Origin of the sequence: Francisella salimarina, from assembly GCF_007923265.1 — a bacterium.
Lineage (GTDB): Bacteria > Pseudomonadota > Gammaproteobacteria > Francisellales > Francisellaceae > Francisella > Francisella salimarina.
Map to the genome: position 1 here is coordinate 80,898 of NZ_VOJA01000001.1, position 15,356 is coordinate 96,253.

The window sequence follows — 15,356 nt, forward strand, 5'->3', positions numbered from 1 at the left end:
TTTAGTTATTTCGATAAATTAATTGTGTAGCTGAGATATCTATACCTGCCACATCGCCATTTTTTATAAAAAACTTACATAATATATGATGGTATCTTTCTAGTTGTGTAGTACTTAGCAAGTCCTTAATATGTCTTTCGATATAATCATAAGCTATTTTAAAACTATAATTATCTGACTTAATCGTCGCAAGCTCTAGCAACATAAGAATACTATCATAGTCGTGATTAGCTCTATCAAGAACTTTCTCAGATAATTTAGCTATCGGAATGCTAAATGCGTTAGCATAAATTTTTAGCATCTCTGGCAAGATGTTGCCCCCTACTAACTGCTTTTTAGCAAATTTCTCAGCCAAAACAACTTCTTCAAAGTCAACAAGTTGTTCTAGGTACACCCTACTTATTGTATTAGTTGTTTCTGCCTTATTATAAATATCTGATAATTCATCAACATCTTTAGCTTTTCTTAGAGCTAAAACAATTAACTTCTCGCCAAGATCTTGCTTGAGATAAACATCATATTTCTCCAAGACTTTGAGCGCAAACACCGCATCTTCATCAGCTAAAGCAATATTTCCAGCCAGATTTGCAATATTAGGTAAGAATCTACAATTATTTCTCTCCAAAAGTAAGCTTACTTTCGTGCGTGCTTCTGAAAGTTTCTGAACCAGATAAAGCTTATAAACCTCAAAGAACTTATATACGATTGTGTCACCATTAATCTGCTTCAGAGCTTTGTCTAATTCTTTAATATCTTTATTGTTAGCAATCATACAAATTTTTCTAAAAAGCACATAATCCTTGAAAGATCTCGGAGAAATTTTAGCAATACTTGAAATGCTCAACTTATTAGTTATTCTATTATTTTCTAGAACCATATCAGCAAATAAATCTGCAAATCTTTCTTGCTTATTTACTGTAAACAAACCAATAAGCCAATTAAACAACAAATAAGGAAACTGAAAACTTAGTTTAATTATCCTAAAGCCAAAAACTAAGGCAAACAATAGTGCAAAAACGATAAATACAAAGGCAACTAAGTTTACTTTGATAGCTTTATCGGCCATCACTAACATAATATATCCATGATTTTTAGTCGCCCATATACCAATCAAGGTAGCTAGAGCAACAACTATTATAAGTTTTAAGACTCTTATCATTTATCACTTCCTTGTGCACTTACATTAGTTTTAGTTAGACTTGATTCTTTTATCAAAAGCTTATTTTGTTGTTCAGATAGCTGATTAATAACTTTATCCAAACTACTATCTACATTATCTAAATTCTGAGAGTTAATGCTTTTGATATCTTTTTTAAGCTCTTTTGCATTGTTATCTTGTACAAAATATTGATTGATAATAGCAATAAGATTGTCTTTAGCCTCATCAATACTACCTTGATCGTTAATATACATAGCACTCTGTAACTGTATCAATGAGTTATACAGATTACTTGAAACAACTTGCTTAGCTTGATTTGTAGCAACAAGAGTCTGATTCTCAGGAATATTCTGTATCTCAACTACTGAGTGTAAAAGCTTCATATAGTTACTTTGTGAAGAAGTATTAACATCAGCAGAAATATCTTCTGGAGTAATATATTTAAGCTTACTAAACTGCTGCTGGATAGAGATAAAATGTTTAATAACATCACTTTTTGACAAAGTTTCCCCTAATGTATCTTTTATCTTTTGACGCTCACTAACACTTACAGTTGCAACTCCACTAGCTTCTATTTTATCAAATGCACTATCAACCAGCTCATTAGCCTTTTGAGCATCACCATCAAAGACTGCAACATCCTTAGCTAATACTAAGTAGTTAATAGCCGACTGAATATTTACTATACTCATCTGCAGATACAAGTCCTTAGTCGGAACTGCCACTTGATTACCTAAAGTAGTAACCTGCGACTGTGTCGCTTTAATATTTTGTGTTAAAAAATCATTTTGTTCGCCAAGGTCATTGATAGCTTCTTTTTGCTCAGTTTGTAAAGACTTAAGCGAGTCAAGTTGATTTTGCAAACTAGCTAAAGCTTGATCATTAACACCAAGCTTGTTATCACTTCTTTCAAAATCAATAACAGAGTAGCTGGCTAAACCAAGGGCTACTAAAGATACAACTATGCTAATTTTAGACAAGATGTTAAACGAAGATTTATTTTTAATTGGTTCTAATTTTTGAGCAACATTATCAGCAGCGTCATTCGCTTGCTCTTGCTGAATATTTTTTTCTTGTGACATTTTTTGCCTCTATATGTTCTCGTACTTTTTGACAGATATAATCATTGTCTAATCTTTCAAGACTCAAAGTATTTTCAAAGCCTTGTTCATTAACAAATTCTAGCATTTTTGGACTTGTTATGGTAACAATTGCAGCCTCAGGCGCTACTATTTCATCAAAAATCCTATTCAAAGACTTAAAAATATCGATACTTGTGGTGACAATAACATCAGGATTTATACCATCATCAATGAATTTTAAATACGCTTGACTAAGCGTAGCAACACTCTCAAAAACTCTCCGATAAGTTTCAAATTTATCGCACTTTGTTAGTTGTGATATTTCTTTGACAAGCAATTCATTTCCAGAAACCCCAGAGATAACCGCAAAACTATCATCAGCAACATCTTCTTCCAAGATTAGTTTCAAAAGCTCTTGTGAACCATGATCATGTGGATATATAGCATCTAAACCATATTTTTTTAGAGTTTTTGCGGTGCTTTGACCTACACTATAAATTTTTTTACCGTCGAACAATTCAGGATTATATTGAGCAAATAAGCTTTCTACAGCATATTTGCTAGTAAATATATAACTTGTATAGCTCAACACTGAACTTTCAACATTTATATAATCAATATTAATACATGGTAAGCATACAGTATCATAGCCTTTAGATATTAATAGCTTTGAGAGAATATCAGCATCATCTTTAGGTCTACAAACAAGTATTTTCATTTACTGGTTTTTTTGTGCAGTTGCATAGATATAATCAAGCATTGACTTTAGACCATTAGCTCTTGTAGAGCTCAAATTATTGCCAAAACCAATTTCCTTAATAAAATTAGTATCTGAATTAAGTATATCTGCTGGAGTTGCTTCACTATATACTCTTAGTAGCATTCCAATCAACCCTGAAACAATCAATGCATCACTAGTAGCTATAAAATGTAACTTACCATCTTTTATACTGCTGTCGAACCAGACTTGGGATTGACAGCCTTTAACCAAATTCTCCTCAGTTTTTTTATTTTGAGGAAACTCTGGTAATTGCTTACCCAATGATATGACATAATCATACTTATCTTCCCAATCTTCAAAAAAAGATAACTCTTCAACTAATTCTTGCTGTCTTTGTATAACTTGATTTTCCATACTAACTATTACTTGCTTTAAATAACGATATTTTGAAACTTATAATATGTTATCACACACCAAAATTCATATAAACTTGATAAAACATCATATTTTCTCAAAAAAACTAAAAATACTGTTGACAGTATAACAAAACAGCCATATAATACCTCACAAGTTCCCCGATAGCTCAGTCGGTAGAGCAGTTGACTGTTAATCAATTGGTCGGCGGTTCAAGTCCGTCTCGGGGAGCCAAACAATTTCAAGAAAAATTTTCCATCGTACTAAAAGTTTTTTACTTAGGGCTGTTTAGTAGTTTATATTTTTCTCCTCCTTTCTTATCTCTAAATTTATGAATTCTAGATGGCCCTAAGTGTGCTCAGAATTAAAACATCAGTTTTACTTATAACACAATTAATTTTTTTCAATTTCACTTATACTTAAAGTAAGACTATAATCCCAGCATTAAAGTTTAAAAAAAGTTTAATAGCATGATATTTTTAATATTTTTGACAACATTTCTTAGCTTAATATTTGCTATAACAAATAAGCATAAGCTAGCTACCACTCTTTTCCTTGTGTCTTTGGGATTATTACTAGTAGTATTTATTCCTCATACAATTCGATATATAAATATTCAACTTTAAGGGGCTAGCTATGAAAGATAATATTCTAGATTTATTCGACTCTTTAGCTATTATTGGTATAAGTGTTGTATTAGCAACGGCTTTTTATTATCAACTTTATTTCCAAGAACTGCCTTGCGCCTTATGTGTATTCCAAAGAATGTCACTGAGCTTATTAACTTTTGGGTTACTACTAAATTTGACTCATGGCAATAAATACAAGAACTATCTGTTCGTAACATTAGTAGCGATCCTAAATGCTGCAATGGCAATGACACAAATACTTTTACATATTGTTCCTGGCACTGGGAATTATGGAGATGCTGTATTCTCACTACATATGTATACTTGGAATTTTATTATAAGTATTATTTTCATAATATATGCTACTATTTGTGGATTCTTTACTCCAAATGAAGATAAAAAGAAAAATTTAAGTCTATTCGCTAAAGTAGCAATATTCTTGATACTAGCTTTAACTCTTGCCAATACAATAAGTGTATTTGTTGAATGTGGCCCACATCTTTGTCCGTCTGATCCAGATAATTATTGGTTATTAAATCTATAAAAAATAATTGACATAAAATTTATTAAGTATAGAATATAAAATCCTAAGCAAAATCATATCCAAAAATTTACAGACTTTGGTTTGATTGAGTCTTAATATATAAAGATTACTCTAGGTGATACTCCTTAGTTTTTTCATATCTCCTTAACTTCCTTCATCTAGAGTCAATTTTTATATTTTATAATTATTTTTTTGCTATAATTTAGCTCATATTTTTATTTTGAAACTTAGATAGTCATGAAAGCTACACATACCCTTATTGCTACTACAAAAGAGCTTCCTAAAGAAGCCGTACTTACTAGCCATCAATACATGCTAAAAGCTGGTCTGATAAAAAAACTTGCTTCAGGAATCTATACATGGATGCCTGTAGGACTAAAAGTTCTACAGAAAATCCAGAATATAGTCCGTGAAGAGATGAATAAAGCTGGAGCAAGTGAGTTATTACTGCCAAGTGTACTACCTTCTGAGTTATTACAAGAAACTCACCGTTGGGATAAATTCGGCCCTGAGCTTCTGAAGCTAAAAGACAGACATGAAAGAGATTTTTGCTATGGCCCAACCCATGAAGAGCCAATTGTAGACATGGCTCGTGATACTATCAAGAGTTACAAACAATTACCTCTAAATCTTTATCAAATTCAAACAAAATTCAGAGATGAAATCCGCCCTCGTTTTGGTGTGATGCGTGCCCGTGAATTTATCATGAAAGATGCTTACTCATTTCATGAAAATAGTGAGTGTTTACATAACACTTATAACAAGATGTATGAAACTTATTGTAAAATTCTTGATAAAATTGGCTTAGCCTATCGTCCCGTCCGTGCTGATACTGGAGCAATTGGAGGTGATAACAGTCACGAATTCCAAGTATTAGCTAATGCTGGTGAAGATATTATATGCTACAGCAATGGCTCCGACTATGCTGCAAATATTGAGTTAGCAACATATGCGAAACCAGATTTAAGTACAAGAGCAGTTTCTGAGAATACTATAACAAAAATTCATACCCCAAATATTAAGACTATCGAAAAACTTTGTAGCGAACTTGATTTTGATATCAAAAAAACTATCAAAACTATGGTTATAAAAGATGCTAAAGGTAACTTCTTCGCTTTAGTTATCCGAGGAGACCATGAACTTAACGAGACAAAAATCAATAAGCTCGAACAAATTGTAGCTCCATACACTCTTGCAACCAAAGATGAAATTTTCTCTATTTTTAATGCTAATCCAGGTTCATTAGGGATAGTTAACTGCTCTGTACAAATTATAGCTGATTATAGTGCAATGATGATTGAAGATATCTGTTGTGGCGCAAATGAAGATGACTATCATTTTACAAATGTGAATTGGGATAGAGATATCACTAGTTATCAAATTGCCGATATTAGAAACGTAGTTACAGGAGATATATCTCCAGATAATAATGGAACTCTAGAGCTCACAAACGGTATCGAAGTTGGACATATTTTTGAGCTTGAAGATGTTTATTCAAAACCAATGAATGCCAATATAATTGGTCAAGATGGCAAGCCTAAGTCTATGCTTATGGGTTGCTACGGTTTTGGAGTATCTCGAGTCATGGCTGCTGCAATTGAACAGTCTCATGATGAAAATGGGATCATTTGGCCAGAGGCTATCGCTCCATATCAAGTTGCAATACTGCCAATCAACTATAACAAATCTGAAAGCGTCAAACAAACAGCTGACAAACTCTATCAAGAATTACTTGCAAAAGGAATAGATGTTATTTTAGATGATAGAGGCGCAAGACCTGGTGTGATGTTTGCAGATGCAGATCTTATAGGCTACTCTCATCATGTGGTTATTGGTGATAGACTTTTAGAGCAAGGTTTGATTGAGTATAAAAATCGCAAAACTCAAGAAAAACAAGAAATCACATTAGAGAAACTGTTCGACATTCTAGCCTAATTCTTTTCCATAAACCTTATCAAAACCATAAAACTTAGCATAAGCATCGTTATTATAAGCATTTTCATCAGATGTGATATCATCTATAAAAGTTATTTGACTAAATTCAGGAATCATTGGTAAGATAGGATCAGAGATCTCATTTTGCTGATAATATGTAACTAAAGTATCTCTATATCTTTCAAACTTATATATTTCAAAATAAATACTTACCATTAATACGAGTTGCATTACTAATAATACTAAAAATACCCAACTTAAGGAATTTAATCGTAGCCTTAACTTTAGAATAAAACTAGTACTATGATTATAAAATTGCTGCATCATTATTATAAAAAATACTGCATCATAAATTAATAAAACTCTTTGATTCAAATCATAAGACTTAGCCACAGGTGTTAATACAAATATTGAGGATGCAATTGCTACCCCATATATAAAAGAAGCTTTCCTAGTGATATTTTTGTTTGTGAAAATAAGAACTAAGAATGTCAGCAGCATTAACATAGGCACAAGTGTATCCCCAGGTCTTGTTACAATTTGTGTAACTAAATTTATGAGCTGATTTAATACAGAAATATGCTCTCCTGCCGACATTGTGCTTAGTCTTACATAGTTACCAGGAGCTGCTATCAGAATTATACCTCCCACCGCACAAGCTATAAAAAAATATAATATATTCTTAGCTATTTCAGCTTGAGAAAGCTTTTGATTTAAAAAGTATGCCAAACACAAGATAATTGCGACACCAGCGAATATCTCATTATATAAACCAATAAAAAAACCTGTGAATAAACTAAACCATATGTTCTGCTTATTTTTCACTACTGATATGTAATAAAAGATAGCTAAAAGTGTTATACCCCAAAAATACTGTACTGCCGCTGTTTTCCATATGACATTAGCAATAAATCCTGTTTGATAAAAAAGGAAGATAAAAAAGAAAAAATATATTAAAAAGTCTTTCGAAAATAGATCAACTTTTGTTTTAAATCTTACTATTTTATATGAATATAGCACAAATAGATAAAAACATATCGAGTTAATCATATTGATCATAAATACTGATAAATGGATATATTTTTTACTCAAAAACAGATAAATTAATGCCTGTGCTGATATCCGCCCTGTCCAGTGAATATAATTTGATGCAATACCACGAAGATATATGATAAAGCCCTTATCAAGAGCATCAGTATAAGCTCTACCAAAATCATCGGCTCTTAAAGGCTGTAAATAGTTTATAACAAAGAAAAAAGCTATTATCAAAATAGCTATTATTACATTTGTACGTGAAATTTTCATCAATACTATAAATAATAAAACCTTATGAAGAAGTCTATATTATCTCTATACTTAAATAAAGACTGATAAAAGTGATTCTTAGCACCCAAATTAAATTATATTTTATAAAAACCAATAAAAATGTATCATAATATATAGAAACTCTTATAAAAAGTACTAATGAGCAATATAAAGTATAGAAAAGATATAGATGGATTAAGGGCTTTTGCGGTATTATCCGTAGTTCTATTCCATCTAAATATAAGTTGGATTAAATCTGGCTTTCTTGGTGTAGATATATTTTTTGTAATTTCTGGATATTTAATTACAGCTATAATTCTTAGAGATCTACAAAACAACTCTTTTTCTATCAAAAACTTTTACCTAAGAAGAATTAGAAGAATTCTACCTGCATTAATAGCTGTCTTAATTTTCTCTACTTTTTTTGCATGGCTTATATTACTACCGCAAGATTTAATAGACTACGCCGAATCACTTGTTAGTGCAATAGCATCCTTTTCTAATATCTATTTCTTTGTAAAACTTGATTTTGGTTACTTCGGTCAAAACTCGCAAATAATACCATTACTTCATACATGGTCTTTAGGTGTAGAAGAACAGTTTTATATGATCTGGCCATTAGTCTTAATACTATTATTTAAACTAAGATTTTCAGCAAAAGTAAAACTTCTAGCCACTTCAATAATATTGCTAGTTATATCTTGCTTGATTTTCCTTTCTGGCGAATTTAATTTATATATTCTGAGCTCTGACAGATGGTATTACTTTCCAACTCATAGAGCATTCGAACTTTTATTTGGTTGCTGCTTAGCAATATACCTTAATAATTCAGCTACTTTAAACAATAACAAACTGACTCTTAATATACTCTCTGTAATAGGTGCTTTAATGATGATAGCACCTATATTTTTTATTAATGTGAGTTTCCCAAGTATTTGGACTGTTACTGCATGTATTGGGGCGACTATTTATATATATTCTGGCGCAAATACTAATCATATACCTATTATAAATAGAATACTTTCTCTAAAACCTATTGTGGCTATAGGTCTTATCTCGTATTCTTTATATCTATGGCATTGGCCTATTATTGCTTATGTCAACTATTTAAGTATCAATAAAACTGTCACTATATGTATCATAATTTTTACTGTTAGCTTAGCTCTTGCTACATTAACATATTTATTTGTAGAAAAACCTTTTAGACACAAATATAAGCTTAGCTTTACTAAAAGCCTTATACTACTATGGATAATGCCTCTAATTTTGGCTTGCTGCTTTTATATAGCCTCAACTAATAATAAATTTGGTTTTAATTCGTCAAACCTTATTAATCAAAATAAACTAACATATAACTATGGGTTTAATAAAATCGATCAAAACAATTGTTTCCTTATGATTCAATCTTCTAGCTTTCAGTCAAAACAACTCCCTAATAAGGATATCTGTTCAATAGGAAGTCCTAAAGCTAAAAATACTAATTTTCTGTTGGTAGGTGACTCTCATGCAAGATCTGAAATACCTATGATAACTACTTGGCTTGATAACATAAGCCAGAAAGCTTACGTTGTAACCCAAAAATCTACTCCATTCTTACCGACTTTCAAAAATGTTGTTGAATATGTTTCTGTTACTGATAGAAATAAGGCAATTGCTAATTTGATAAAATCAAAAAAATATAAATATGTTATTCTTGCTGGTGAATGGTCAAATGCACTATACTCTAGTTCGATTAACTCAATACAAGAATCCATTAAATTAGTAATAGATAATGGTAGTATACCTATACTTATTTTAGATACTCCAACACTCAACACAGATGTCACTAATCTTTGTCCATTAGAAAAAAATAAACTACCATTTATTTTCGGAGATAATTCATGCAAATTAAATATCGAATTTGTAAAACAACAACAATTAGTATTTTCTAATCTTATTGAAAAACTTAAAAAAGAATTTCCTAGATTAGTAATTATAGATCCGAAAAAAGTACTCTGTAGTGACAAATACTGTGATATTGAAATAAATAATATCCCCATTTATGCTGATTCAAATCATCTTAACTATATAGGTTCAAAACTATTAGGAAAACAATATTTAAAAATGCATGGTAACCCGCTTGAATTTACCCAAAAACACTAATATACGGCATCATTTAATATATTTTTAGCACAAAACTCTTCTTGATAAATACATTTCTATTATATACTGTAAATATGCTAATAATTTATAACGAATAATATGATTAAAGCTAAGTCTTATATTGATACTTCCCCTTCTGTCTATGGTAGATTCGCAACATTAGCGGCAGAACATAAAGCCCTTAACTTTACTCAGGGAGCTCCTGCATTTGATACTCCTGAGTGGTTAATTGATAGGGCTAACTTTCATATGCAACATGCAAAAAATCAATACTCCCCAATACCAGGTACTATTGCATTGCGTAATGCTATAATAACGAAAACTAAAAAATGCTATGATGCAGAGATAGGTATTGAAAATGTGGCTATTACAGCAGGAGCCCAAGAAGGCTTATTTACTTTAATATCTGCTTATATCGGACAAGGTGATGAAGTTATCATGTTTGATCCAGTTTTTGATACGTATGTTGGAGCTACAAAACTTAATCAAGGTAAATGCGTAAGGCTGAAACTACTAGCAGATGGTAGAATTGATATCCCAGCTATTGCAAATGCAATTACAAATAAAACAAAACTTATTATCTTAAACTCGCCTCATAATCCTATGGGTACTGTGATATCAGAAGATGAATTCAAGGAAATTGCTAAAATAGTTAAAAATAAAAATCTTTTAGTAATTTCTGATGAGGTTTATGAACATATTTACGCAGGTGAAAACTTCACTAGTGCCATACAAATAGCTGAACTTAGAGATAAGCTCATAGTTCTTCAATCCTTAGGCAAAACTTATAATGTTACTGGATGGCGTCAAGGTGTAGCTATTGCTCCAGCTGAAGTTATAAAAAATATCTTAGCGGTAAAGCAATTTGCAACCTTCTCAGCAGTGCATCCATTACAGTTAGCATTAGCAGAAGGTATAATTGAACACCCTGAGTATTATGAAGATCTCAATAAACTGTATAAAAAACAGAATCAGCTTTTAAGAGAAAATCTGGAAGGAACTAGGTTTAAAGTTCTTGAATGGCATGGCTCTCCATTCCAGATGTTAGACTATAGTGATATTAGTAATGAGTTTGATGAAGATTTTGCCTCTAATTTGATCAAAGAATATGGCATTGGCCTAGTTCCAATATCGTCATTATTTGAAAAACCACAAAATGGACTACTAAGACTTTGCTTCGCAAAAAAAGATGATGAGATAATTAAAGGCGCAAAAATTCTTGCAAAGATATAAAAGTTTTTACTTCTTTAATGACAAATACTAGTCGTACTTGATATTTCCTTCAATAATTTGTACTTCTGCCGAAGACCTCATAGAATTTCCATCTTTACCATATTTGATAGCCAAGCTGGTACTTGTATCAGATATTTTCTTTATATTTATTTTAATGGTATCTCTCGGATCATTTGGGTTTATACCCTCTAAAGTTGCTGTTTCATTAGTCTTCTTGTTAACAACAAGATTATAAGGAGCACCGCTAGTAGAAGTATAAGTTTCCCCTGCTTTTATTGATTGATATGCAGAACTATAAACTTTGTCAAAACTATATGGCATATTTACAATGTAATAACCCTCTACATATTTTATACCATTATTATTTTCGACGGTTGAACAGCCGGTAACAAAAGCAAATACTAGTATAGATAATAGAGCATAATTTCTTAGTTTTATAATTTTCATAATTTCCTCATATAGGTATCAAAATAAATTAGGATTATTATGTTATTGTGCTATTTATTTGTCAACAAATTATATTTTGTATATAGCATTTTATTCTTAACGATTATGAGAAATATTGTTAAACTCTCAGAAGATACCCTAACTCCGAATAAGGAACATATATGTCAAAACTAAAAGTTAGCATAATTCAATCAGATATTATTTGGGATGATAAGCAAGCAAATTATAGAGCTATCGAGAATAAGATTGCAGATATTCATAAAGAAACTGATCTTGTAATACTTTGTGAAATGTTTAACACTGGTTTTATAATGAATCCTACTAATGAGGCTAGCTCTGAAGAAGATATTATCGAATGGATGTATAATCAAGTAAAAGGTAAAAACTATGCAATTGTAGGTAGTGCTGCAACTTTTACAGAAAATAAAATTGCCAATAGACTTTACTTTGTAACTCCTGACAAGCAAGTTTTTACTTATGACAAAAATCATCTTTTCATACATGCAGGAGAAGATAAAAAATATACTAGCGGCAATAATCGTCAAATTATTAACTACAAAGGTTTCAACATATTGCTAACAGTGTGTTTTGATTTAAGATTCCCTGTATTTAATTGTAATAATAATGAATATGATGTACTACTAAATGTTGCTTGTTGGCCAGAATCTCGTCGTGAGCATTGGAAATCATTACTAAAAGCAAGAGCTATAGAAAATCAAGCCTATGTCATTGCATGCAATAGAGTCGGAAATGACCCTAGCTTTAGCTATTCTGGGGATAGTATGATTATTGACTATAATGGAGATGTTTTAGCTCATGACGAATATAAAGAAACTATACTAACAGCAACTTTAGATAAGAACAAACAACAAGAACATCGTGATAAGTTTAATTTTCTTGCATCACAAGATAAGTTTACTCTTCACCTCTAATCGACTTAGCAAGGTTTTGTAAAACAGCGTTGACGAATTTATATCCCTCTTCTGTCCCCATACTATAACAAATTTCAACATATTCTTTTATAATAACTTGATATGGATTTTCTAGACACTCTATCAATTCTGCTATAGCGACTTGAAGTACTGCATAATCAACATAATTTATAGACTCAACACCATTTTTTGAATTATCCTGTATATAGTTATTTATAGTATCTTGATTTTCTCTAACTGCATCCATTAATCTATAAAAAAGATCCCAGTCCGTATAGTGTCTCTCTGCATTATCTGCATAATATTGAGTTTTTAGTTCAGAAAATGTATGATCTGCAACCTTTTTTTGGTACAAAGCCTGCACAGTATATAAACGAGCGTTATTTCTAGCTCTAGCAGTAGTTTTCATAATTGTTTATAGATATAATTTATTAGGGAATTTTATGGTTCTAGATTATACATTATTAACAATAATATATATAGTTCTTATGAGTGATTAGTACTTTAAATTATAAGTTTTAGATATCATTATTATCCGATCTATTATAAAATGATTTTTGATTAAAACTACTTCTTGTAACTAGTGAGACTATTATGAAATTTAAGATTATATGTTTAATAGGAATAGTATTTATCCTTAACTCTTGCGTAAATAATACCAACCCTCAAGATGTTGGATTTGTAAAAACCCCCTACACTTCTGGTAATGTATCATTAACTCTAAAAAAAGGTGTAACTACAAAAGATGAAGTTATAAATGCTTTTGGCTCTCCTAATATAGTTACTCAAAATGCAAGTGGAGAATCTGTCTGGACATATCAAACAAATGCAACTGTTGAGAACAATGCTTCTAGAGATGGTTTTTTGACTCTACTGATAACCGGTGAAAATACACAAGAATCAGGATTTATGCAATCACAAAAAACTATGACTATAATTATCACATTCAAGGGTAATATTGTCTCTAACTATAAATCATTATCAACTAACTTCTAGATGAGGCTTTTATAATATGCGTAAGAAATTTAGTCTTTTAGTTTACTTAGTTGTTTTAGCTTTATCAGGATGTATATCATCAGGACCACAACGACCAAATCTAACACCTCTACAAATCCAACTTATGCAAACAAAAGTTTTTAATGTTGATTTACGAACAGCTTTTGATGCTACAGTTACTGTTATGCAAAATCTAGGTTATATCATTCAAGATGCTAACTTCAACACTGGCATTATTACAGCTAAAAGTACTGAAAATGCTAATGGTTGGGGGCAATCTGAATATACTGAAGCTACAGCATTTATTCAACCTTATAGACAATCAACCAAAGACTCTAGCATTAGAATTAACTTTGTAGTTTATCAATCAACCCCTGATCCTAATCAAGGAGCTGCTCCAATAAACACTTCTTATGCTATCTTGGACCCTCAAGCATACGAAAATGCTTTTGCAAAAATCCAGCAACAAATCTTTGTACAAACAGGTATTTCTCCAGTATTAAGTCAACCTATTCAAAAAGTCTCTTAAATAGTTTTCTCTTTGAACTGTATTTTTGTCAAAAAATTTAGTTTAATACCTTACAAATTATCAATAAATGACTGAATCATGAATAAGTGGTGGCAAGAAATTGATCTAAAAGATATGAGTAAAGAGCAATGGGAATCGATTTGCGATAGATGTGGCCTTTGCTGTTTAAATAAGCTTCAAGATGATGAAACTGATGATGTCTACTATACAAAAGTTAGCTGTAAGCTTTTAGATATCGGAAAATGCCAATGCAGCATGTATGAAAAAAGAAAGCAGATTGTGCCTGACTGTATAAACCTAACATATAAACAACTTAAAAATCATGCCCATAAATGGCTACCTAATAGTTGTAGCTATAAGCTTTTACTACAAAATAAAGACCTACCTGACTGGCATCATTTAAACACGGGCTCAACTGATGAGATGCACAAACAAAAAAAATCTGCTAAGCATTTTGCTATTTCTGAATATGAGTTAGATGTTGATGAATATTTAGAAGACTTTATCATAAAAATAGATAACTGATTTTTAGTTTCTGATATATAATTCCTTACTCTTTACTAATTGGGCATTGTATGTCTGATTTATTCGAAATTAATCTTTTTTATGAAAAGATAATTAGTGATTATCTTAACAATGGGTTCTGCGTTATCGATAACTGGCTAACTAATGATGAAACTATTCAACTACGCAAAGAACTTAATCATTTTTATGATGCTGATTGCTTTAAAAAATCCGCAATAGGTAATCGCTTGAATGAAAACTTAGAAAGATCAATACGTAATGACTTTATTTTTTGGTTAGATGAAACAAAACATGCCGTAACATTCTTTAAAAAGATAAATAATTTTATTGACTACCTTAATAAAACGTGTTTTGCCGGAATTGTAACAAAGGAGTTTCACTACGCAGCTTATCCTAAAGGATCATTCTATAAAAAACATATCGATACCTTTCAAAATGATGATCGAAGAACGATATCTATAGTCTGCTATCTTAATGAAATTTGGAATGAATCTTTCGGTGGAGAGTTAAAACTATATCTTAATAATCAAACATTACAAATATTTCCAACTAATGGAAAAATAGTTCTCTTTGATAGCAAAACCATTGAACATGAAGTGTTACCTGTACTTACGAAAAATAAAAGACTTAGCATTACTGGATGGTTAAAAACCAATTAAATCGTATACTTAACACACAAACTTCTTGGCTAATTTGCACTACCACGTAATACTATTTTTGCAAAAATAGTCTCATATACGTTATAATAATTTAATTTTTAAAT

At 31.0% G+C, this 15,356-nt stretch carries 16 protein-coding genes and 1 tRNA gene; 10 read left to right on the forward strand and 7 right to left on the reverse strand.

Annotation, left to right across the window (positions count from 1 at the left end):
• Nucleotide 1: 1 nt before the first annotated feature.
• From FQ699_RS00390 to FQ699_RS00405, 4 genes are read right to left on the reverse strand one after another with little or no spacing between them, the layout of a single operon-like run.
• Nucleotides 2-1,159, reverse strand: a complete 1,158-nt coding sequence (locus FQ699_RS00390; RefSeq protein ID WP_146420654.1) for a heme biosynthesis protein HemY — start codon at nucleotides 1,157-1,159, stop codon at nucleotides 2-4.
• Nucleotides 1,156-2,241 carry a hypothetical protein gene (locus FQ699_RS00395; protein WP_146420655.1) on the reverse strand — a complete coding sequence of 362 codons (1,086 nt, stop codon included), beginning with the start codon at nucleotides 2,239-2,241 and terminating at the stop codon, nucleotides 1,156-1,158. Before FQ699_RS00395 ends, FQ699_RS00390 begins: the two co-directional genes overlap by 4 nt.
• Nucleotides 2,201-2,959: a uroporphyrinogen-III synthase gene (locus FQ699_RS00400; protein ID WP_146420656.1), complete on the reverse strand. Its 759-nt coding sequence runs from the start codon at nucleotides 2,957-2,959 to the stop codon at nucleotides 2,201-2,203. The genes FQ699_RS00395 and FQ699_RS00400 overlap by 41 nt, the downstream gene beginning before the upstream one ends.
• Nucleotides 2,960-3,376, reverse strand: coding sequence for a SufE family protein (locus FQ699_RS00405; protein ID WP_146420657.1), 417 nt, complete (start codon nucleotides 3,374-3,376; stop codon nucleotides 2,960-2,962).
• Nucleotides 3,377-3,534: 158 nt separating this feature from the next.
• On the opposite strand from FQ699_RS00405, the gene FQ699_RS00410 reads away from it, so the two are divergent.
• The 3 genes from FQ699_RS00410 to FQ699_RS00420 all read left to right on the forward strand — a co-directional run bounded on the left by FQ699_RS00410 (nucleotide 3,535) and on the right by FQ699_RS00420 (nucleotide 6,484).
• Nucleotides 3,535-3,610, forward strand: a tRNA-Asn gene (locus FQ699_RS00410).
• Nucleotides 3,611-4,012: 402 nt separating this feature from the next.
• On the forward strand, nucleotides 4,013-4,549 hold the full coding sequence (locus FQ699_RS00415; protein ID WP_146420658.1) for a disulfide bond formation protein B: 537 nt from the start codon (nucleotides 4,013-4,015) through the stop codon (nucleotides 4,547-4,549).
• Nucleotides 4,550-4,786: 237 nt separating this feature from the next.
• On the forward strand, nucleotides 4,787-6,484 hold the full coding sequence (locus FQ699_RS00420; protein WP_146420659.1) for a proline--tRNA ligase: 1,698 nt from the start codon (nucleotides 4,787-4,789) through the stop codon (nucleotides 6,482-6,484).
• Here FQ699_RS00420 and FQ699_RS00425 read toward each other — a convergent pair.
• Nucleotides 6,476-7,789: a DUF6056 family protein gene (locus FQ699_RS00425; protein ID WP_146420660.1), complete on the reverse strand. Its 1,314-nt coding sequence runs from the start codon at nucleotides 7,787-7,789 to the stop codon at nucleotides 6,476-6,478. The two genes, FQ699_RS00420 and FQ699_RS00425, sit on opposite strands and share 9 nt — an antisense overlap.
• Nucleotides 7,790-7,948: 159 nt before the next feature.
• On the opposite strand from FQ699_RS00425, the gene FQ699_RS00430 reads away from it, so the two are divergent.
• Nucleotides 7,949-9,931, forward strand: a complete 1,983-nt coding sequence (locus FQ699_RS00430; RefSeq protein WP_146420661.1) for an acyltransferase family protein — start codon at nucleotides 7,949-7,951, stop codon at nucleotides 9,929-9,931.
• A 99-nt stretch (nucleotides 9,932-10,030) separates the two neighbouring features.
• Nucleotides 10,031-11,164 (forward strand): aminotransferase class I/II-fold pyridoxal phosphate-dependent enzyme, encoded by a 1,134-nt coding sequence (locus tag FQ699_RS00435; protein ID WP_146420662.1) that lies wholly within the window; start codon nucleotides 10,031-10,033, stop codon nucleotides 11,162-11,164.
• Nucleotides 11,165-11,191: 27 nt separating this feature from the next.
• On the opposite strand, the gene FQ699_RS00440 is transcribed toward FQ699_RS00435, so the two are convergent.
• Complete coding sequence (locus FQ699_RS00440) at nucleotides 11,192-11,611, reverse strand: DUF3568 family protein (RefSeq protein ID WP_013922705.1); 420 nt, start codon at nucleotides 11,609-11,611, stop codon at nucleotides 11,192-11,194.
• Between the two features lie 161 nt (nucleotides 11,612-11,772).
• On the opposite strand from FQ699_RS00440, the gene FQ699_RS00445 reads away from it, so the two are divergent.
• Nucleotides 11,773-12,543, forward strand: a complete 771-nt coding sequence (locus tag FQ699_RS00445) for an amidohydrolase (RefSeq protein WP_146420663.1) — start codon at nucleotides 11,773-11,775, stop codon at nucleotides 12,541-12,543.
• Here FQ699_RS00445 and nusB read toward each other — a convergent pair.
• Complete coding sequence (gene nusB, locus FQ699_RS00450; protein WP_146420664.1) at nucleotides 12,527-12,952, reverse strand: transcription antitermination factor NusB; 426 nt, start codon at nucleotides 12,950-12,952, stop codon at nucleotides 12,527-12,529. The two genes, FQ699_RS00445 and nusB, sit on opposite strands and share 17 nt — an antisense overlap.
• Nucleotides 12,953-13,137: 185 nt before the next feature.
• Here nusB and FQ699_RS00455 point away from each other — a divergent pair, with 185 nt between their 5' ends.
• The 4 genes from FQ699_RS00455 to FQ699_RS00470 all read left to right on the forward strand — a co-directional run bounded on the left by FQ699_RS00455 (nucleotide 13,138) and on the right by FQ699_RS00470 (nucleotide 15,252).
• Nucleotides 13,138-13,539: a hypothetical protein gene (locus tag FQ699_RS00455; RefSeq protein ID WP_146420665.1), complete on the forward strand. Its 402-nt coding sequence runs from the start codon at nucleotides 13,138-13,140 to the stop codon at nucleotides 13,537-13,539.
• Between the two features lie 16 nt (nucleotides 13,540-13,555).
• Nucleotides 13,556-14,068: a hypothetical protein gene (locus FQ699_RS00460; RefSeq protein WP_146420666.1), complete on the forward strand. Its 513-nt coding sequence runs from the start codon at nucleotides 13,556-13,558 to the stop codon at nucleotides 14,066-14,068.
• Nucleotides 14,069-14,146: 78 nt separating this feature from the next.
• Nucleotides 14,147-14,593, forward strand: coding sequence for a YcgN family cysteine cluster protein (locus tag FQ699_RS00465; protein ID WP_146420667.1), 447 nt, complete (start codon nucleotides 14,147-14,149; stop codon nucleotides 14,591-14,593).
• 50 nt (nucleotides 14,594-14,643) lie between these two features.
• On the forward strand, nucleotides 14,644-15,252 hold the full coding sequence (locus FQ699_RS00470; RefSeq protein ID WP_146420668.1) for a 2OG-Fe(II) oxygenase: 609 nt from the start codon (nucleotides 14,644-14,646) through the stop codon (nucleotides 15,250-15,252).
• Nucleotides 15,253-15,356 lie beyond the last annotated feature (104 nt).